Raw genomic sequence first — 19,176 nt, forward strand, 5'->3', positions numbered from 1 at the left:
GAAAGGAGTGCCATACTTCATGCGCGCAATATTACTAGGTCTTTTATCATCGGCCTTTTTTTCTGCAACCTTTATTATTAACAGAGCAATGAATGTATCTGGAACAAGCTGGGCTTGGACTGCTTCCTTCCGTTTTCTATTTGCTCTCCCTATTTTATTCCTTATCGTTTTATTTCGCAAAAACTTAGGAGCTTTATGGGCAGAATTAAAAAAACATCCATTTGTATGGATCGGGTGGGGCTCGGTCGCTGGCATCGGCTTCTATTCTTTATTAAGTTTCGCAGCTGTTTTTTCTCCAGCTTGGCTCGTTGCTGGAACTTGGCAAGTTACGATATTAGCAGGTTTACTTTTATCGCCATTATTCTTCATTAAAATAGAAACAAAATCAGGTACAAAACTTGTACGTGGAAAAATTCCACTACGCAGTTTATACGTCGCTTTATTTATTTTACTTGGTGTACTTTGTATGCAAGCTACTGAAGCGGGTCATATTACAATGACTCAATTCATTTCTGGTTTTTTACCTGTCGTTTTAGCAGCTTTCTTATATCCGTTCGGTAACCGAAAAATGATGGAACTTGTTGGGGGACGTCTTGATACATTTCAACGTGTATTAGGAATGGCAATTGGAAGTCTCCCTATTACAATTCTACTTGGTATATACGGATTTTCTACTACTGGTATTCCATCATCAACTCAAATGATGCAAGGATTTTTGTTAGCATTATGTTCCGGAGTTATTGCGACGATGACATTTTTCTTTGCTACTGACTTAGCAAAAGACAATCTTGCTTTACTTGGAGCTGTTGAAGCAACACAAGCTGGAACGATGGTCTTTACCGTGCTTGGTGAGATTATTTTCTTAAATGGCTCATTCCCTAGTGGTCTGTCACTGATTGGGATGATTATTATCATGCTAGGAATGGTCGTAAATAGTGTTTTAAACCGTTCTGTTCCAGTCATTAAACAAAAAAAATCAGCATAAAAATAGATATGGTTCTATGAAGAAGAACCATATCTATTTTTATTGTCCCCCTATTTCGCCTTATCAGAATAGTATTTCATTAGCTGTTTATACTAAAACCTATGCTATAATACGTTTCATGCGCATTAATAGGAGGTAAATTATGTTAAAAAAAGCAATCGCTGAATTTATTGGTACATTTGTACTTGTATTATTCGGAACTGGAGTAGCTGTCATTGGTGGCGGAATTGAAGGAATTGGAACATTAGGTATCGCTATGGCTTTCGGATTATCTATCGTGGCTATGGCATATAGCATTGGAACAATTTCTGGATGTCATATTAACCCAGCAGTATCAATCGCTATGTTCATCAACAAAAGAATGAACGCTATGGAACTTAGCTATTATTTATTAGCTCAAATTTTAGGTGGTTTATTAGGAACTGCAACGTTAGTAACAATTTTACGATCTGCTAAATTACCTTTAGATAATTTAGGACAAAATAGTTTTGGAACTCTTGGTTTATCTGGAGCATTTTTAGTTGAATTCATTTTAACTTTCGTATTTGTTTTAGTTATCGTTGCTGTAACAGGTAAAAAGGGAAGTTCTTCTTTAGCTGGACTAGTAATTGGTTTCACATTAGTATTAATTCACTTATTAGGTATTCCGTTAACTGGAACATCTGTTAACCCAGCTCGTAGTATCGCACCAGCTCTATTCGCTGGCGGAGAAGCAATTTCTCAACTATGGGTGTTCATCGTTGCCCCAATTTTTGGTGGTATCGTAGCAGCTGTTGTAGGAAAGTTTATTTTAAATACTGAAAAATAGAATTTTCAATATTTCCGAATAAAAAAAGGCGAGCCCTCATCATGAGGAAGCTCGCTTTTTTATTCTTTAATTTTCGACTTTAAATTTGTAACTAACTGCTGCACCGTTACATTTGCAAGTACGTTTTCCATCGCTTCTTGCGATTGTATTAAAATAATCTCTAATACCGATTGAATATTAGCTCCTACTGGACATTCAATGTTGGGATTTTCATGGAAAGAAAATAGATGTCCTTCTTCTACAACTTCCACAGCTTTATATACATCAAGTAATGTAATTTCATCTAAATCACGAGCAAGTGTCGTACCACCTTTACCAGCTTGTACATCAACAAGTCCTGCTCTCTTCAACATTCCTGTAATGCGACGAATCACAACTGGATTTGTATTCACACTACCAGCAATCCATTCAGAGGTACAGCGAGAGTTTCGATCTATTGCAAGTAACGTTAACATATGAACACCTACTGTAAAACGACTACTAATTCCCATCTGCACACCCTCCTTTTTATTCATTCTATTAAAAGACAACTCTTATTATTATATACTATTTTTAATTTATACATAAAGTGAAACTTTAATCAGTGGGGGTTTTGTTCATCCCCCACTGATTATTTGCCTTCACCAATCGGGCGTTTACGGGCAGCCCGACTCCCATCTAACTTCTTTGCTCCAGCTGAATTTTGAGATGGGAGTTTTACTGCCCACAAATAGCGGGGTAAAGAAAAAGCATGATTCCATTAGAAAATCATGCTTTCCCTCTATTATTGACGCTTTATAAATTTCGCCAAATCTTTAAACTTCACTTTATCAGAGTAATTCATTACACCGTTTACATAGATACGGCTTGTAATCGCATTTAATATACCAATCGTCGCCAATAAAACTACTAATGTTATCGTAATCTCTAACATACCTGCTTCACCAGCTACAATCCGCGAGAAGGTAACCATTGGTGTGAAAAACGGAACATACGAACTTACAACAACAATAGTACTATTTGGATCACTTAATGATTTAATACTAATGAAGAATGCAGCCATGATCAAAATCATTATCGGGAAAGATACAGCTTGTAAATCCTCTGTCTTAGACACAACAGCTCCAGCCGCAGCGTACATCATCGCATAAAGTAAATACCCTGTAATGAAATAAACAAGAAACATACTTATAACCTTTGCATCTAATTTTGTAAAGTCAATTGGAACACCAAGTAATGAAGCACTTTCTAAATCGACCCAACCTAACAAATAAGGAATAAGATAACCACACGCCAATATTACAAGTTGTAATAACGCCGTTGAAACAACCGCCAAAATTTTCGCATACATCATCGTAAGAGGCTTTACTTTCGGAAGCATTACTTCCATTACACGTGACGCCTTTTCAGATGCAATATTCATTGCGATTGTATTTCCGAAAGCTACAATAAACATATACAAAGCAAATGTAAAGAAATATGCAATTCCGAAAGAAGATGTACGATCTTTTATCGCTTCTTGCTTCACTTGAATTTCTGCTTGTAATTGCTGCGCAATTTCTGGTGAAACATTATTTTTTGCAATCGCCACCTTCGTATATTGTTGTTTTAAATAACCCGCCATAATCGCAGAAGTTGCTTGGCTCGGAAATCCATTATACATATATGTAACTGCTGGAGTCCCATCCTTTTCCGTCACATGGAATAGACCATCTAAATCGCCTTCTTCTACTTGCTTATGCAGTTTATCAAAATCATCCTTTGAACCAACCGTTATTTTTGCTGATGGCAATAGCTTATTTAGCTCTTCTTTTTGTACTTTGTATGTGGAGCTCTCTACTACAACTGCAATTTTATCTTTATCCTTATTTTTATCATCGCCTGAAGTAAAATGATTAAATGCAAAAATCCCAAACACAACTAAAAATAAAATCGCACTCGTAATTAATGATTTTTTAGATAAAAATGCTTCTTTAAAATAAAATGAAAATACATGAGAAAATTTACGCATATTTATTTCGCCCTCTCTACAAAGATTTCGTTTAACGTCGGCTCTAACATTTTAAATTGTCGTAAACCAACACCTTGTTCTTGCAATTGTTGCAAAATCTTTAGAGCTTCTGCATCATCTTGTACTTTCACATAAAGAAGGCCTTGTTGTTTTTCATACGGGACATGTATAGCTTCTAATCCCTTTTCATTCTCTTTTGTATCTTCGATTGTTAAATTACGAAAACCGTATTCTTTCTTAATATCACTTAATTGTCCTTCTACGACTGCTTCACCTTTTTTCAAAATACATACATGTTGGCAAAAAGCCTCTACTTGCTCCATACGGTGACTAGATAAAATAATTGTCTTTCCGCTCTGTACTTGTTCTCCAATAATACTAGCCAACATTCCAGCATTAACTGGATCAAGTCCGCTAAATGGTTCATCCAAAATAAGAAGTTCTGGATTGTGAAGAAGAGCAGCAATCAATTGAATTTTTTGCTGGTTCCCTTTCGAAAGTTCTCCTGCTGTTTTGAATTTATATTCTGGGATTGCTAAGCGCTCTAACCAGTGATCAATTGCAAGATCTACTTCTTTTTTCGTCATTCCTTCTAATCTACCAAAATATCGCAACTGGTCTATTACTCTACTTTTTGTATATAATCCTCTTTCTTCTGGTAAATATCCAATTGTTACCCCGCTATCACCAAATGATTTTCCATCCCACGTAATAGAACCTTCATTTGGCGTTAATAAACCTAGTAACATTTTAATTGTCGTTGTTTTCCCTGCACCATTTCGGCCAAGTAACCCTAACACTTCACCTTTCGGTAACGAGATTTGCAAACCATTAACTGCTTTAGATTCTCCGAATATTTTTGTTAAGTTTTGAATTTGTAAACTCAATGTATAAAGCCTCCCCTTTAGTATCATTCGTACCCTCTGTTAAAGCCTATGATTGTTCAGAATGAAATATAGTACTATATTTCATTCTCTTATATGTATCACTACATCTAACCCATCATTTGTTTCATTTAGTTAAAATTGTAAATAAAAATCCTGTTTTTGTCAATTATAATTGTCATTACGACAATAAAACTTGTCAAAATAATTATTATTATTTAACCCATCTTTCTAATATAGGACAAACTACTACATATACAAAAGACAATATGCAAATGTTCATAAAAAAAAATTTATATTTTAATATATAATATAAGATGATTTTCTAACATCGAGGAGGATACATATGAAGATGAAGAGGGGTATTACCAGTTTATTATCTATAGCCGTTCTTTCCACATCGCTTGTAGCATGTTCAGGAACAGCTGAGAAAACAGTGGCAAAAGAAGAGAAAGTACAATTAACAGACCAGCAATTGATGGCCGATTTATGGTATCAAACAGCTGGCGAAACGAAAGCACTTTACTACCAAGGCTACAATATTGGTCAATTAAAGCTTGATGCAGCTCTTGCAAAAGGGACAGAAAAAAAACCTGCTATCGTACTTGATCTAGATGAAACTGTTTTAGATAACAGTCCCCATCAAGCAATGAGCGTAAAAACAGGAAAAGGCTATCCTTATAAATGGGACGATTGGATTAATAAGGCTGAAGCTGAAGCTCTTCCAGGCGCTATTGATTTCTTAAAATATACAGAGTCTAAAGGTGTAGATATTTACTACATCTCAAATCGTAAAACAAATCAACTAGATGCAACAATTAAAAACCTTGAGCGCGTAGGTGCTCCTCAAGCGACGAAAGAACATATATTACTACAAGACCCGAAAGAAAAAGGGAAAGAAAAGCGTCGTGAACTTGTTTCTCAAACACATGACATCGTCCTATTCTTCGGTGACAACTTATCTGATTTCACTGGTTTTGATGGAAAATCTGTAAAAGATCGCAATGAAACAGTAGCAGAATCAAAAGCACAATTTGGTGAGAAATTCATCATTTTCCCTAATCCAATGTACGGTGATTGGGAAGGTGCTCTATATGACTATAATTTCAAAAAATCAGATGCAGAAAAAGACAAAATCCGTCGTGACAATTTAAAATCATTTGATGCAAAATAACAAAGAGGATGGCCTTCGCCATCCTCTTTTATTGCATATTTCTTGTTAAAGGCAAGATAAACACTTCTACACGTCTATTTTTCGCTTTTCCTTCTGGCGTATCATTTGGTGCAATTGAACGGTATTCTCCGTAACCAATTGCACTAAATTTTTCTGGTTGCAATTCTTTATTTTGGAGTAACACCTGCATAAAATTAACTGCACGCTGTGTACTTAACTCCCAGTTTGATGCAAACTGGGCATTTGCAATAGGAACAGTATCTGTATGACCAGACACTGTAATTTCACGAGGTGATGCTGAAACAAGTAGGTTAGACATCTCTTTTGCAATCCCTAACGATTCTAATTTCACATCTGCTTTCCCTGAATCAAATAGTACATTTTCTAATATCGTTAACATTAATCCTTTTTCAGTTAACTTAGTTTGAAAAGAAGAGGATAGTTGTTTCTCATTAATATATTGATCAATCTTTTTTTGTAATGCTTTCAACTCATCCATTTCTTTTTTTTCTTTAGCTCTATCTTCCGCTTGTTTTTTTGCTTGTTCTGCCTCAAGGCTACTTGCTGATAATTCTTTTTCCTCATTTGGTTTTTGATCACTTAAAAATTCTTTATTTCCTGTTCCACCGGCTAACTCACTTCGAAAAGCAACTGCCATCTGTTTAAACTTCGCAGCATCTATACTACTCATTGCGAATAATACGATGAACAATGCAAATAACAACGTTAACATATCAGAATATGGAATTAACCAAGTTTCATCGATATGCTCATCATGTTTTTTCTTTTTGCCTCTTCTATTTTTCTTACTCCGCATTTTTTTCTGCTCCTTTTTCTAGCTTTTTACGCTCAGTTGCAGAAAGTGCACCTAAAATGCGGTTCTTCATAATAAACGGATATGTACCTTCTTGTAACATTAATAAACAATCAATAATTAAACGCTTTTTCTCGATTTCAGCTGCAGATTTTTGCTTTAACTTATTTGCAAATGGATGCCATAATACGTAACCTGAAAAAATACCAAAAATCGTTGCAATAAACGCACCTGAAATAGCATGTCCTAACTTGTCAATATCAGTTAAATTACCAAGAGCAGCTACAAGACCAATAACAGCACCTAAAACCCCTAATGTAGGTGCATATGTACCTGCTTGTGAGAAAATAGCAGCTCCTTTTGCATGCCTCTCTTCAATTGCTTCTAATTCGGCTTCTAAAATTTGTTCTAAATCTTCCGCAGATACACCATCAATAACAAATTTCATACCACGCAAAAGAAATTCATCTTCAATTTCATCTAATTGTTGCTCTAAAGACAAAATACCGTATTTTCTACTCTCAGATGTCCAATGAACAAATAATTCTAGCAATTGTTCATAACTTAAATCTTTTTTATTTGAACCAAAAAGAACTTTAAATAATTTTGGAACTTTTTTTAGTTGATTCATCGGAAATGCAATACACACTGCAGCAAATGTACCGACGAAAATAATTAGTGCTGCGGCAGGATTTAGTAAGGCTGTTATGTCAGCACCCTTGACGACCATCCCTACGACTACCGCTAATACTCCTAAAATGATTCCAATAATTGTTGCAAAATCCATTCCCATTCACTCCTAGTCTATACAAGAAGTCTTTTATTCTCGATAATCGCTACATCTTCTTATATACATATATTACATAAAAAATGCACTTCATGAAAGATAAGAAATGAATTATATGAAAAAATACTACATTTTCACACATTTTCTGACATTTTCTTTGCATTTCTATTACGTTATGACTCTTATATTTCTTTTTCAATAAACTAAACTTATAATAAAAACGATACATATTTTATTAGGAAAGGACAGTGATTACAAGGTATCATGAAAAAGATAATAATTATTTCTGCCACTACTATTGTAATCGGTATCACATCTTTCGCTTACTTTGGTTCTAAATCACCACTGCAAAATGAGGCGAAAGCTGTCGAAAGTCAAAAACATAGTAACCATCCAAAAGAAGAGATTCCTGCTTTTCCAAAAGCTGATCATAATGCAAAGAAACTAGATGATAATTTTTCCGTTGTAACAAATCCAGATTCTGCTCTTGTATTAGTCAATAAACATCGTAAATTACCAAATGGTTACATTCCAGAAGATTTAACGAAACCGAACGTACCATTTACTAGTCCAAAAGATAAAGAGAAAACATTGCTTCGCAAAGATGCTGCAGACGCTCTTGAAAAAATGTTCCAAGCAGCGAAAGAAGAAGGTTTAGAACTTACAGCAGTTTCAGGTTACCGTTCTTACAAACGCCAACAGTCATTACATAATACATATATTAAACGCCAAGGAAAAGCTGAGGCTGATTCGGTAAGTGCAATTCCTGGAACAAGTGAGCATCAAACTGGTCTAGCAATGGATATTAGCTCAAAATCTTCCAAATTCCAATTAGAACCAATTTTCGGAGAGACAGCAGAAGGAAAATGGGTTGCAGAACATGCCCATGAGTTCGGATTTGTCATTCGTTATTTAGAGGATAAAACAGAGACAACAGAATATTCATATGAACCGTGGCACTTACGCTACGTTGGCAATCCATATGCCGCATACATATATAAGCACCACCTAACATTAGAAGAGGCAACGAAGGACAAAAAATAAGAGAGCGAATCGCTCTCTTATTTTTCTTTTATTCTATTATAATAGCAATTCCTTCCATTCCTCAGGCCACGGTTCGCCTCTTCCAGTTTTTTTCGATGCTTGGACCATCATACCCCGTCCAACTAAACAAACTTCTCCTTCTGCATTTTTGACCATATAGTGTAAATCTAAAGAGGAATTCCCAACCGCTCCCGCCTTTACATATACTTTCAACTGCTCATCAAAATAAATTTGTTTAATAAAATTGCATTGTAGATCTGCGACGACTATCATCGTTTCTGATGATTCATGTGTCCATTCTTGCATAAATCCGAGTTCTTTAAACAATGCGATACGCGCTTCTTCAAAATATGTAAAAGCAACGACATTATTTACATGTCCAAACATATCTACTTCACCAAAACGAACTTTGACAGGATTATAAAATAAAAAACCACTTTCCCATTGCTCAAAGTCTTCAATATAAGAAATTCTCTTCATCGTTCCCTCTCCTTTTCGCCCTTAAAATAAAGTGAAACTTTAATCAGTGGGGGTTTTGTTCATCCCCCACTGATTATTAGTTGAACCAATCGGGCGTTTACGGGCAGTTGATCTCCCACCTAGCTTCTTTGCTCCACCTGAATTTTGAGGTGGGAGTTTTACTGCCCGTTAATGCGGGATAAACAGAATAAACAGAAATATAAAGTTATAAATATTGCCTCTTCAACATGAAGAGGCAATATTTATTAATAGTTATTATCGCTACCAAAGAAATCTTTGAACGATTGAATTGTTGTATCACGGTTTAATGCTGCAATTGAAGTTGTTAATGGAATACCTTTCGGACATGATTGCACACAGTTTTGAGAGTTACCACAGTTTGCAAGTCCTCCATCACCCATAATTGCACGTAAGCGATCTGCTTTATGCATTTCACCAGTTGGATGCGAGTTAAATAAACGCGCTTGTGAAAGCGGTGCTGGTCCAATAAAGTCAGACTTACTGTTTACGTTCGGACATGACTCTAAGCAAACACCACATGTCATACATTTCGAAAGTTCATATGCCCATTGACGCTTTTTCTCTGGCATTCTTGGACCTGGCCCTAGGTCGTACGTACCGTCGATTGGAATCCAAGCTTTAACCCGTTTTAACGCGTTAAACATACGGCTACGGTCAACTTGTAAATCACGTACAATCGGGAATGTCTTCATCGGCTTTAAGCGAATTGGTTGCTCTAACTGGTCAATAAGAGCTGTACATGATTGACGTGGTTTTCCGTTAATCACCATCGAACAAGCACCACATACTTCTTCTAAACAGTTCATATCCCATGCAATCGGAGTCGTCTGGTTTCCTTTTGAATCAACAGGATTACGACGAATTTCCATCAGTGCCGAAATAATGTTCATATTTGGACGATATGGAATTTCAAACTCTTGATCAAACTCTTGTGCATCTGGTCCATCTTGTCTCGTAATGATGAGGCGGATTGTTTTCTCAGACATGTTGCTTATCCCCCTTCTCTTCACCCTTAGCAGCTACATCATGTTTTGAGGAATAGTCACGTTTACGTGGTTTAATTAATGAAACATCCACTTCTTCGTAATGGAATGCTGGTGCCTTTCCTTCTCCCTCAAATTTCGCCATCGTAGTTTTTAAGAAGTTTGCATCATCACGATTTGGGAATTCTGGTTTGTAATGCGCTCCGCGGCTTTCATTACGGTTATATGCGCCAATTGTAATAACACGTGCTAACTCGAACATATTTGCAAGTTGGCGTGTAAATGAAGCACCCTGGTTACTCCATCTTGCTGTATCGTTAATGTTAATGCGTTTGTAACGCGCCATTAACTCTTCAATTTTCGCATCAGTTTCTAGTAACTTTTTATTTTCACGAACTACTGTAACGTTATCTGTCATCCATTCTCCAAGCTCTTTATGAAGAACATATGCATTTTCGTTACCATCAAGCATTAAAATATTGTTAAATTTCTCTGTTTCGATTAATTCATTTTGCTCATATACAGTAGATGAAACAGCATCAGATGATTTAGAAAGACCTTTCATATACTCAATTGCGTTCGGTCCTGCTACCATACCACCGTAAATTGCTGATAATAATGAGTTCGCACCAAGGCGGTTACCACCGTGCATAGAATAATCACACTCACCTGCTGCAAATAAACCTGGAATACTTGTCATTTGCTTATAATCAACCCATAATCCGCCCATTGAATAGTGAACTGCTGGGAAGATTTTCATTGGTAGTTTACGAGGATCATCACCTGTAAATTTCTCATAGATTTCAATAATTCCACCAAGTTTAATATCTAGTTCTTTCGGATCTTTATGAGAAAGATCTAAGTACACCATGTTTTCACCGTTAATACCTAGTTTTTGCTCTACGCAAACATCAAAGATTTCACGCGTTGCAATATCACGAGGTACAAGGTTTCCGTAAGCTGGATATTTTTCTTCTAAGAAGTACCATGGCTTACCATCTTTATACGTCCAAACACGTCCACCTTCACCACGTGCAGATTCACTCATAAGACGTAACTTATCGTCTCCAGGAATTGCCGTTGGATGAATTTGAATGAACTCACCGTTCGCATAATATGCACCTTGTTGATATACAGCAGACGCTGCTGTACCTGTATTAATAATAGAGTTTGTTGATTTTCCAAAGATGATACCAGGGCCCCCTGTTGCCATAATCACGGCATCAGCTTGGAAACTTTTTATCTCCATAGTTTGTAAGTCTTGCGCGACGATTCCTCGGCACACACCTTCATCATCTACAACAGCTCGTAAGAAATCCCAACCTTCATATTTCGTTACAAGTCCTGCTACTTCATGACGACGTACTTGCTCATCTAATGCATATAGTAATTGTTGACCAGTTGTTGCGCCAGCAAATGCTGTACGGTGATGTTGTGTTCCACCGAAACGACGGAAATCCAGAAGTCCTTCTTCCGTACGGTTGAACATAACACCCATGCGATCCATTAAATGAATAATACCAGGTGCTGCATCACACATCGCTTTAACTGGTGGTTGGTTCGCTAAGAAGTCCCCACCATAAATTGTATCGTCAAAGTGGATCCATGGAGAATCCCCTTCACCTTTTGTATTTACGGCACCGTTAATTCCACCTTGGGCACATACAGAATGTGAACGTTTTACTGGTACTAAAGAAAATAGTTCAACATTTACTCCTGCTTCTGCCGCTTTAATCGTTGCCATTAAGCCGGCCAAGCCACCGCCGACTACTATAAGTTTCCCTTTCATGCTCTCCCACTCCTTACTGGTTTGCTAGCTGTGGATCGATGAACGCTAATAATGCACTCACACCTACATAAGATAGACCTAAGAAAATAGCTAATGTTACATAAGTAGAGATTCTTTGTGAACGTGGAGATACTGTAATTCCCCAGCTTATACAGAATGTCCATAGTCCATTTGCAAAGTGGAAAATTGTTGAAACAACACCAACTAAATAGAAACCAAACATAAATGGGTTGTTTAAAATATCTGCCATCATATCATAGTTTACCTCTTTACCTAACAATGCTTGAATACGAGTTTCCCAGACGTGCCAAGAAATGAAGATCAGCGTAACGATACCTGAAATTCGTTGGAAGACGAACATCCAGTTACGGAAATAGCCGTAAGATACCGCATTGTTCTTAGCTGTAAATGCAATATATAAGCCATATATAGCATGGTACAGTATAGGTAAAAAGATGATGAAAATTTCTAGCGCATACCGGAATGGAAGGAGCTCCATAAAGCCTGCAGCTTTGTTAAAAGCCTCTGCTCCCCTTGTTGCAAAGTTGTTTACAATTAAATGTTGCGTCAAAAAGACACCAACCGGAATGACCCCCATTAATGAGTGCCACTTACGAAACGTATACTCGCGGCCTTTCATGTCCCCATTACCCCCTTGAATGTTTGACTGCTGTTTTCAGATTAATTTACAACAATAATGTTTTTTCACTATTGGCATAAGAAAAACTGAAAAAATTATTCGAAATATTTCAGCATAATTTGATAACAAGTTCATTTTACCCCTATTTTTGTCGAAGCGTCAAGAAAACGTATACATAATTTGTACATAATTTGCATATAATTTGCCAATTCTTTTTTTTTCTTATATATTCAGATTTCCCCAAAGAAAAATCTATTTTTATAAATGAAAAATGTTATATAATAATCCCTATAGAAAGAGGGGAATATTGTGAGCAAAAATACAATCGATATAACATCTTTAGAAGATGTTTCATTGAACGCCTTCGCTTATGAATTGCTACGTGAAGAATTACTACCTGATTTAATTGGTAACGATTTAGATGGTATTTTATACTGGGCTGGTAGAAACCTTGCGAGAAAATATCCGCTAGAAACAATTGAAGAAGTCATTCAGTTTTTTGAAAAAGCTGGTTGGGGCACTTTAAGTATCATTGAACATAAACGTCGTGAAATGCAGTTTCAACTTAAAGGTACACTTATTACTGAGCGTCAAAAACAAAAAAGACATTCATCTTATCAATTAGAAGCTGGATTTATCGCCGAGCAAATTCAAAGACAAAGAAACGTCGTTGCAGAGTCCTATGAGGAACAGAAAAAGCGTTCAGACTCTATTACATTTCTTGTTAAATGGGATATAAAAGATCTCATTGAAGTGTAGCATCTACTTACAGTCAACTAGACATATAAGTTTAGTTGACTTTTTTGTATATTCATTTAGGTGTGTTTATTTTAAATCTTCAGAAATTATACCAAAAAACAGAAGACGTTGTAAACTACAACGTCTTCTTATCTGTTAAATAAGTATAAATCATCTCTGCAACATTTTTCGGCATACCTGCTTCGACAAATTCCGATATGGAAGCTTCTTTCATCTTTTTTAATGAACCAAAATGTTTTAGCAATACCTTTTTTCGTTTATCGCCGATTCCTGGAATATCATCCAATGCTGATTGAATGACCGATTTCCCGTGCAACTGGCGATGGAATGTAATTGCAAATCTATGCACTTCATCTTGAATGCGTTGCAATAAATAAAATTCTTGGCTATTCCTCTCAAGCATCACAGGTTCAGGCGGAGCTCCAATAATTAAATGTGATGTTTTATGTTTGTCATCTTTTACAAGCCCTGCCATCGGAATATATAATCCGAGTTCATTCTCCAGAACATCACTTGTAGCGGCCAGATGGCCTTTTCCACCATCAATAATGATTAAATCTGGTAAAGGTAAATTCTCTTTAAGCGCCCTCGTATAACGGCGTCTTACAACTTCCCTCATAGATTCGTAATCATCAGGACCTTGAACCGTTTTAATTTTATATTTCCGATATTCTTTCTTCGCTGGTTTCCCATCGATAAAAGCAATCATTGCTGAAACAGGATTTGTTCCTTGAATATTTGAATTATCAAACGCTTCAATACGATATGGTGTTTCAATCCCTAGTTGCTTCCCTAGATTATCAACAGCTTTAATCGTCCGTTCTTCATCACGTTCAATTAAGTGAAATTTCTCTTCTAGTGCAATTTCCGCATTTTTATTTGCTAATTCCACAAGATCTTTTTTCTTCCCACGCTTCGGCTGTGTCGCTTCAACTTCTAAAAAGCGCTCTACTAATTCTGAATCTATACTTCCTGGAACAACAATTTCCTTCGGCTTGAAATGACTACTGTTTTCATAAAATTGACCGATAAAAGTTAAAAATCCCTCTTCTGGTTCATCATAAATCGGAAACATAGAAACATCACGTTCAATTAGCTTTCCTTTTCGAACGAAGAAAACTTGAACACACATCCACCCTTTATCAACTGCATATCCAAACACATCGCGATCCACTAAATCACTCATAATCATCTTTTGCTTTTCCATAATTGCATCAATATGAGCAATTTGATCTCGCAACTCTTTCGCCCGTTCAAATTCTAGCTTTTCTGAAGCCTCATACATCTTCGTTTCTAATTCTGAACGAATTTCTTTATGCCCACCGTTTAAGAATTTAATAATTTCATCAACAATTTCTTTGTTTTGCTCATCCGTTACTTCTTTCACACAAGGTGCTAAACATTGACCCATATGATAATACAAGCAAACTTTATCTGGCATATTTGAACATTTACGAAGTGGATACATACGATCTAATAATTTCTTTGTTTCATGTGCCGATTGCGCATTTGGATAAGGCCCAAAGTACTTTCCTTTATCCTTTTTTACATTTCGCGTAATGAGTAAGCGCGGCTGTTTTTCAGCTGTAATTTTAATGAAAGGATATGTTTTATCATCTTTTAATTGAATATTATATTTTGGATCATATTTTTTTATTAAATTTAACTCTAAAATAAGAGCCTCCAAATTTGAGGAAGTCACAATATATTCAAAATCAACAATTTCTCCAACAAGCCGAAGTGTTTTCCCATCATGCGAACCAGTAAAGTACGAGCGCACACGATTTTTGAGTACCTTTGCTTTTCCGACATATATAACCGTTCCCTGCTTATCCTTCATTAAATAACAACCAGGTTGATCGGGCAAAATTGCTAACTTCTCTTTTAAATGCTCGTGCACTCGTCTCCCTCCATTTCTACATGCTTATGCTTATCATTTTTATTTTCACATAAAGTGAAACTTTAATCAGTGGGGGTTTTGTTCATCCCCCACTGATTATTAGCCTTCACCAATCGGGCGTTTACGGGCAGTTGATCTCCCACCTAACTTCTTTGCTCCACCTGAATTTTGAGGTGGGAGTTTTACTGCCCGTTAATGCGGGATAAAAACATACTATGCCAAAACACCCAACATACGTTCTTTTATTGTAACGGAAAGGTTGTAAAAAAGAAAATAAAAAAAGCTACCAAATGGTAGCTTCTTTATTTTAGAAGTGTTTAGAAACTAATTCTACTAACGCTTCTTTCGGTTTATATCCTAACGCTTGATCAACCACTTTACCGTCTTTTAATACGAAAAGAGCTGGAATGCTCATTACTTCGAATTGACGAGCAGTTTCTTGGTTTTCATCAACGTCCACTTTTACTACTTTTACTTTCTCGCCTAACTCTGAATCGATTTCCTCTAATACAGGAGCGATCATTTTACAAGGTCCGCACCAAGGCGCCCAGAAATCTAATAGTACAACACCTTCGCTAGTTTCAGCTGCGAAGCTTTGGTCATTTGCATTTATAATTGCCATTTTATTTCCTCCTTCAAGTATATTCTACCAAGAGTATATCATTAACTTTTATACGTGGCGAATATTATGTATCGTTATGTATTGTAACAAAAAAATGTTCCTTTATACTATATAAAAATATGGATGAAATACTAAAAAGATGAGAGACAGGGGATCTCTCACCTTTTTCTATATATAGGGGTACTTCACTTGGAACTCAAGGGTACTCAAATCATGAATGTACTTTTAACTTTTTAAACTCTTCTGTTAAAAGAGGTAATACTTCAAACAGATCACCGACAATACCATAGTCAGCTACTTTGAAGATACTAGCTTCTGGATCTTTATTAATCGCAACGATTATTTTTGAATTAGACATACCAGCTAAATGCTGAATCGCACCAGAAATCCCGCATGCAATGTATAGGTCTGGTGTAACAACTTTACCTGTTTGACCAATTTGTAATGAATAATCACAGTACTCCGCATCACAAGCACCACGAGATGCTCCAACAGCGCCGCCTAGTACGTCAGCTAATTCTTTTAACGGTTTAAATCCTTCTTCACTCTTCACACCACGTCCACCAGCTATAATAACTTTCGCTTCAGAAAGATCAACACCTTCTGCAGTTTTACGGACAACATCTTGAATGATTGTACGTAAATCTTTCACATCAACTGTAATAGAAGACACGTCAGCTGTGCGAGACTCGTCTTTTTCAAGAGTTGCAATGTTATTTGGACGCACTGTCGCAAATAATATACCATCTGTTACGATCTTCTTCTCAAATGCTTTACCAGAGTAAATCGGACGAGTGAAGATAACATTTCCACCTTCAACTTCTAAAGCCGTTACGTCAGAAATTAAACCAGCTTCTAATTTCGCTGCTAATTTTGGTGATAAATCTTTACCAAGTGCCGTATGTCCAAATACAATGCCTTCTGGCTTTTCTTCAGCATATACAGCTAAAAACGCTTGTGCATATCCATCAGATGTATATGATTTTAATTTATCATTTTCAACTGTCACAACGCGATCTGCACCGTAATGAATCAATTCATTTGCAAAAGAGGCAACGCTGTCTCCAACTAGAAGACCTACCACTTCACCGCCTTCTGCAATTGTTTTTGCTGCTGCTACCGCTTCAAACGAAACGTTACGTAGCGATCCATCACGAACTTCACCCATTACTAATACTTTACGAGCCATAGATTTTCCCTCCTGCATATATAATTTCGTATTTTATTAGATTACTTTCGCTTCTGTATGGAGCAACGATACAAGTTCTTTTACTTGATCTTGCAGCTCGCCTTGTAACACTTTTCCTGCATCTTTCTTAGGAGGCAAATAGATTTCAATTGTTTTTGTTTTTGCTTCCACATCATCTTCTTCTAAATCTAAATCATCTAATTCTACTTCTTCTAGTGGCTTCTTCTTCGCTTTCATAATACCTGGAAGTGATGGATAACGCGGTTCATTTAAACCTTGTTGCGCTGTTACTAGAAGAGGTAATGATGATTCAATTACTTCTGTATCCCCTTCAACATCACGCTCAATCTTCACATTTGTACCATCAATTTCAAGCTTCGTAATCGTCGTTACGTATGGGATATTTAACGCTTCAGCTACTCGTGGACCAACTTGTCCAGATGCACCGTCAATCGCAACGTTCCCGCCTAAAATTAAATCGATTTCTTTATCTTTTAAATATTCAGCGAGCACTTTTGCTGTTGTAAATTGGTCACCATTCTCAACATCATCTTCAATGTTAATTAGTACCGCTTTATCGCAGCCCATCGCTAATGCTGTGCGAAGTTCTTTTTCACTATCCTCGCCACCAACTGTTATAACAGTAACTTCTCCACCTTGTGCATCTCTTACTTGAATCGCTTCTTCAATCGCATATTCATCGTAAGGGTTGATGATGAATTCCGCTTCGCCATCGTAAATTGCACCGTTTTTAATTACGATTTTTTCTTCTGTGTCAAATGTTCGTTTCATGAGTACGTAGATGTTCATTCCATTTACCCCCTTATTTTTCAGAAAGATTCTATCAATTTTAAAATTCTGTTAATTTTTATTAAAAAAATAATTGGACTACCTACCACTAAATGAAGGCTTACGTTTTTCTAAAAACGCTGCTACGCCTTCTCTTCCATCTTCACTCGTAAATACTTCACCAAAAATCTGTGATTCACGCTGTACACCTTCATAATAATGAGACGATTTTGTCGTTTGTAATAACTCTAGCACAGCACGAGTTGTTGCTGGGCTTTTTCCAGCAATCTGTTTTGCAATTTTAAGCGTATCTTCTAAAATGGATTCTTCAGAAAACACTCCGTTAACAAGTCCCCATTGTAATGCTTCTGCACCAGTAATTGGTGTACTTGTTAACATCATTTCACAAGCTTTCGCTTTACCAACATAACGTGGTAAGCGCTGTGTACCTGCAAAACCAGGAATTAATCCAAGTGTTAATTCAGGTAAACCAAGCTTTGTACTTTCAGTTACAAAGCGCATGTGGCAAGACATAGCAAACTCAAGGCCGCCGCCAAGTGCCGCTCCATGAATTGCCGCAATAACTGGTTTTGAGCATTTTTCAACACGCTCAAACGTAACTTGTCCAAGCTGTGCTAACTCTGTTGCTTGCTTCGCTTCAGTAACAGATGTAAATTCTTTAATATCTGCCCCTGCTGAGAAGAAGCGTCCTTCACCATGTAAAACAACAACACGAATGTTATCATCCTTTTCCACTTGATCGATTAATTCAGTAACGTCATGCATAACTTGTGAAGACATCGCATTAGCTGGCGCATGATTTAACGTCGCCACCGCGATATGATCTTCAACTTTTACAGATAGGAATTTCAACATGATCCCTCCCATTATTGACGATAACCACAAGCTGCAATAAGTAGCCCATGTACCGTTTTTGAAAGTGCGACCAGATCATACTTATGATCGCTCATTACCCAATTGGTCACAACTTCATCTACTGTTCCAAAGATCATTTGTCTTGCCACGCGAACGTTTAAATCCGCCTGAAATTCACCTTGCTTTATACCTGTCTCTAAAATCTCATCCATAACTTGTAAGTAGCCTTTTAATACTTCATTTATTTTAAGGCGCAAGTCTTGATTGGACTGCCTTAGCTCTAATTGCGTAACGATAGCAAGAGGATCATTTTGTGACAACAGCAAGAAGTGCGTTTCTACCAACATGAATAACTTCGCTACAGCGCTTTCAATTCCTGCTATTTTTTGACGAATTGTTTCAACAAATTCTCCCATCTTCTCTTGGAATAAGGATATTAATATATCTTCTTTATTTTTAAAATATAAATAAATCGTGCCATCAGCTACCCCAGCTTGCTTTGCAATTTTAGAAACTTGCGCTTGATGGTATCCATTCTCCGCAATCACAATGACTGCAGCATCAATAATCTGATTGTATTTCGGTCTATTTTTCTTCACTTTACTGTCCCCTTCAAGAAGATGACTGAATGAATAGTCATTC

Annotated in this window: 20 protein-coding genes; 5 read left to right on the plus strand and 15 right to left on the minus strand. The window is 36.6% G+C overall.

Annotated features, from left to right (window positions below):
- Positions 1 to 19: 19 nt before the first annotated feature.
- Positions 20 to 985: a DMT family transporter gene (locus tag QCI77_RS22910; RefSeq protein WP_113768844.1), complete on the plus strand. Its 966-nt coding sequence runs from the start codon at positions 20 to 22 to the stop codon at positions 983 to 985.
- Positions 986 to 1,127: 142 nt separating this feature from the next.
- On the plus strand, positions 1,128 to 1,793 hold the full coding sequence (locus tag QCI77_RS22915; RefSeq protein ID WP_002067333.1) for an aquaporin: 666 nt from the start codon (positions 1,128 to 1,130) through the stop codon (positions 1,791 to 1,793).
- Positions 1,794 to 1,852: 59 nt separating this feature from the next.
- Here the strand turns inward: QCI77_RS22915 and QCI77_RS22920 are convergent, their stop codons facing one another.
- The 3 genes from QCI77_RS22920 to QCI77_RS22930 form a co-directional block, all read right to left on the minus strand.
- On the minus strand, positions 1,853 to 2,284 hold the full coding sequence (locus tag QCI77_RS22920) for an Rrf2 family transcriptional regulator (RefSeq protein WP_002088848.1): 432 nt from the start codon (positions 2,282 to 2,284) through the stop codon (positions 1,853 to 1,855).
- A 272-nt stretch (positions 2,285 to 2,556) separates the two neighbouring features.
- Positions 2,557 to 3,783 carry an ABC transporter permease gene (locus QCI77_RS22925; protein ID WP_193652387.1) on the minus strand — a complete coding sequence of 409 codons (1,227 nt, stop codon included), beginning with the start codon at positions 3,781 to 3,783 and terminating at the stop codon, positions 2,557 to 2,559.
- Positions 3,784 to 3,785: 2 nt separating this feature from the next.
- Positions 3,786 to 4,670, minus strand: a complete 885-nt coding sequence (locus QCI77_RS22930) for an ABC transporter ATP-binding protein (protein WP_113768846.1) — start codon at positions 4,668 to 4,670, stop codon at positions 3,786 to 3,788.
- 343 nt (positions 4,671 to 5,013) lie between these two features.
- Here QCI77_RS22930 and QCI77_RS22935 point away from each other — a divergent pair, with 343 nt between their 5' ends.
- Positions 5,014 to 5,841: a 5'-nucleotidase, lipoprotein e(P4) family gene (locus QCI77_RS22935; RefSeq protein WP_002129299.1), complete on the plus strand. Its 828-nt coding sequence runs from the start codon at positions 5,014 to 5,016 to the stop codon at positions 5,839 to 5,841.
- Positions 5,842 to 5,869: 28 nt separating this feature from the next.
- Here QCI77_RS22935 and motB read toward each other — a convergent pair whose 3' ends face one another.
- Positions 5,870 to 6,658 carry a flagellar motor protein MotB gene (motB, locus tag QCI77_RS22940; protein ID WP_098775514.1) on the minus strand — a complete coding sequence of 263 codons (789 nt, stop codon included), beginning with the start codon at positions 6,656 to 6,658 and terminating at the stop codon, positions 5,870 to 5,872.
- Complete coding sequence (gene motA / locus QCI77_RS22945; RefSeq protein WP_353825507.1) at positions 6,648 to 7,442, minus strand: flagellar motor stator protein MotA; 795 nt, start codon at positions 7,440 to 7,442, stop codon at positions 6,648 to 6,650. Before motA ends, motB begins: the two co-directional genes overlap by 11 nt.
- 264 nt (positions 7,443 to 7,706) lie before the next feature.
- Between motA and QCI77_RS22950 the strand changes: the two genes are divergently transcribed.
- The gene (locus QCI77_RS22950; RefSeq protein WP_353825508.1) at positions 7,707 to 8,486 is read left to right on the plus strand and encodes a M15 family metallopeptidase; all 780 of its coding nucleotides are present in this window, start codon (positions 7,707 to 7,709) and stop codon (positions 8,484 to 8,486) included.
- A 36-nt stretch (positions 8,487 to 8,522) separates the two neighbouring features.
- On the opposite strand, the gene QCI77_RS22955 is transcribed toward QCI77_RS22950, so the two are convergent.
- The 4 genes from QCI77_RS22955 to sdhC all read right to left on the minus strand — a co-directional run bounded on the left by QCI77_RS22955 (position 8,523) and on the right by sdhC (position 12,399).
- Entirely contained in the window at positions 8,523 to 8,966 is a 444-nt protein-coding gene (locus QCI77_RS22955; RefSeq protein ID WP_353825509.1) for an acyl-CoA thioesterase, read from the minus strand.
- Positions 8,967 to 9,211: 245 nt separating this feature from the next.
- Positions 9,212 to 9,973 (minus strand): succinate dehydrogenase iron-sulfur subunit, encoded by a 762-nt coding sequence (gene sdhB / locus QCI77_RS22960; protein WP_002088861.1) that lies wholly within the window; start codon positions 9,971 to 9,973, stop codon positions 9,212 to 9,214.
- A complete protein-coding gene (sdhA, locus tag QCI77_RS22965) occupies positions 9,966 to 11,759 on the minus strand; it encodes a succinate dehydrogenase flavoprotein subunit (protein WP_002034228.1) in 1,794 nt (597 codons plus the stop codon). Before sdhA ends, sdhB begins: the two co-directional genes overlap by 8 nt.
- Positions 11,760 to 11,772: 13 nt before the next feature.
- Positions 11,773 to 12,399, minus strand: coding sequence for a succinate dehydrogenase cytochrome B558 (gene sdhC / locus QCI77_RS22970; protein WP_002015407.1), 627 nt, complete (start codon positions 12,397 to 12,399; stop codon positions 11,773 to 11,775).
- A 309-nt stretch (positions 12,400 to 12,708) separates the two neighbouring features.
- Between sdhC and QCI77_RS22975 the strand changes: the two genes are divergently transcribed.
- Positions 12,709 to 13,158: a YslB family protein gene (locus tag QCI77_RS22975; protein ID WP_002015405.1), complete on the plus strand. Its 450-nt coding sequence runs from the start codon at positions 12,709 to 12,711 to the stop codon at positions 13,156 to 13,158.
- Positions 13,159 to 13,273: 115 nt separating this feature from the next.
- On the opposite strand, the gene uvrC is transcribed toward QCI77_RS22975, so the two are convergent.
- The 6 genes from uvrC to QCI77_RS23005 all read right to left on the minus strand — a co-directional run bounded on the left by uvrC (position 13,274) and on the right by QCI77_RS23005 (position 19,133).
- Positions 13,274 to 15,058: an excinuclease ABC subunit C gene (gene uvrC / locus QCI77_RS22980; RefSeq protein ID WP_113768848.1), complete on the minus strand. Its 1,785-nt coding sequence runs from the start codon at positions 15,056 to 15,058 to the stop codon at positions 13,274 to 13,276.
- A 307-nt stretch (positions 15,059 to 15,365) separates the two neighbouring features.
- A complete protein-coding gene (gene trxA, locus QCI77_RS22985; protein WP_000974757.1) occupies positions 15,366 to 15,680 on the minus strand; it encodes a thioredoxin in 315 nt (104 codons plus the stop codon).
- 211 nt (positions 15,681 to 15,891) lie between these two features.
- A complete protein-coding gene (gene etfA, locus QCI77_RS22990) occupies positions 15,892 to 16,869 on the minus strand; it encodes an electron transfer flavoprotein subunit alpha (RefSeq protein WP_002015402.1) in 978 nt (325 codons plus the stop codon).
- A gap of 36 nt (positions 16,870 to 16,905) precedes the next feature.
- Positions 16,906 to 17,679, minus strand: coding sequence for an electron transfer flavoprotein subunit beta (gene etfB, locus QCI77_RS22995; protein WP_002088867.1), 774 nt, complete (start codon positions 17,677 to 17,679; stop codon positions 16,906 to 16,908).
- Positions 17,680 to 17,757: 78 nt separating this feature from the next.
- Positions 17,758 to 18,534, minus strand: coding sequence for an enoyl-CoA hydratase (locus QCI77_RS23000; RefSeq protein ID WP_002088868.1), 777 nt, complete (start codon positions 18,532 to 18,534; stop codon positions 17,758 to 17,760).
- Positions 18,535 to 18,545: 11 nt separating this feature from the next.
- Entirely contained in the window at positions 18,546 to 19,133 is a 588-nt protein-coding gene (locus QCI77_RS23005) for a fatty acid metabolism transcriptional regulator FadR (RefSeq protein ID WP_012261773.1), read from the minus strand.
- Between the last annotated feature and the right edge of the window lie 43 nt (positions 19,134 to 19,176).

This window comes from Bacillus cereus group sp. MG9 (assembly GCF_040459995.1).
GTDB lineage: Bacteria > Bacillota > Bacilli > Bacillales > Bacillaceae_G > Bacillus_A > Bacillus_A mycoides.

Bases quoted from the DNA above. Each gene is read 5' to 3' on its own strand.
- QCI77_RS22910 (WP_113768844.1), top strand. From the start codon at position 20: ATGCGCGCAATATTACTAGGTCTTTTATCATCGGCCTTTTTTTCTGCA.
- QCI77_RS22955 (WP_353825509.1), bottom strand. From the start codon at position 8,966: ATGAAGAGAATTTCTTATATTGAAGACTTTGAGCAATGGGAAAGTGGT.
- sdhA (WP_002034228.1), bottom strand. From the start codon at position 11,759: ATGAAAGGGAAACTTATAGTAGTCGGCGGTGGCTTGGCCGGCTTAATG.
- QCI77_RS22915 (WP_002067333.1), top strand. From the start codon at position 1,128: ATGTTAAAAAAAGCAATCGCTGAATTTATTGGTACATTTGTACTTGTA.
- QCI77_RS22950 (WP_353825508.1), top strand. From the start codon at position 7,707: ATGAAAAAGATAATAATTATTTCTGCCACTACTATTGTAATCGGTATC.
- QCI77_RS22920 (WP_002088848.1), bottom strand. From the start codon at position 2,284: ATGGGAATTAGTAGTCGTTTTACAGTAGGTGTTCATATGTTAACGTTA.
- trxA (WP_000974757.1), bottom strand. From the start codon at position 15,680: ATGGCAATTATAAATGCAAATGACCAAAGCTTCGCAGCTGAAACTAGC.
- motB (WP_098775514.1), bottom strand. From the start codon at position 6,658: ATGCGGAGTAAGAAAAATAGAAGAGGCAAAAAGAAAAAACATGATGAG.
- sdhC (WP_002015407.1), bottom strand. From the start codon at position 12,399: ATGAAAGGCCGCGAGTATACGTTTCGTAAGTGGCACTCATTAATGGGG.
- etfA (WP_002015402.1), bottom strand. From the start codon at position 16,869: ATGGCTCGTAAAGTATTAGTAATGGGTGAAGTTCGTGATGGATCGCTA.
- motA (WP_353825507.1), bottom strand. From the start codon at position 7,442: ATGGATTTTGCAACAATTATTGGAATCATTTTAGGAGTATTAGCGGTA.
- etfB (WP_002088867.1), bottom strand. From the start codon at position 17,679: ATGAACATCTACGTACTCATGAAACGAACATTTGACACAGAAGAAAAA.
- QCI77_RS23000 (WP_002088868.1), bottom strand. From the start codon at position 18,534: ATGTTGAAATTCCTATCTGTAAAAGTTGAAGATCATATCGCGGTGGCG.
- QCI77_RS22935 (WP_002129299.1), top strand. From the start codon at position 5,014: ATGAAGATGAAGAGGGGTATTACCAGTTTATTATCTATAGCCGTTCTT.
- QCI77_RS22925 (WP_193652387.1), bottom strand. From the start codon at position 3,783: ATGCGTAAATTTTCTCATGTATTTTCATTTTATTTTAAAGAAGCATTT.
- sdhB (WP_002088861.1), bottom strand. From the start codon at position 9,973: ATGTCTGAGAAAACAATCCGCCTCATCATTACGAGACAAGATGGACCA.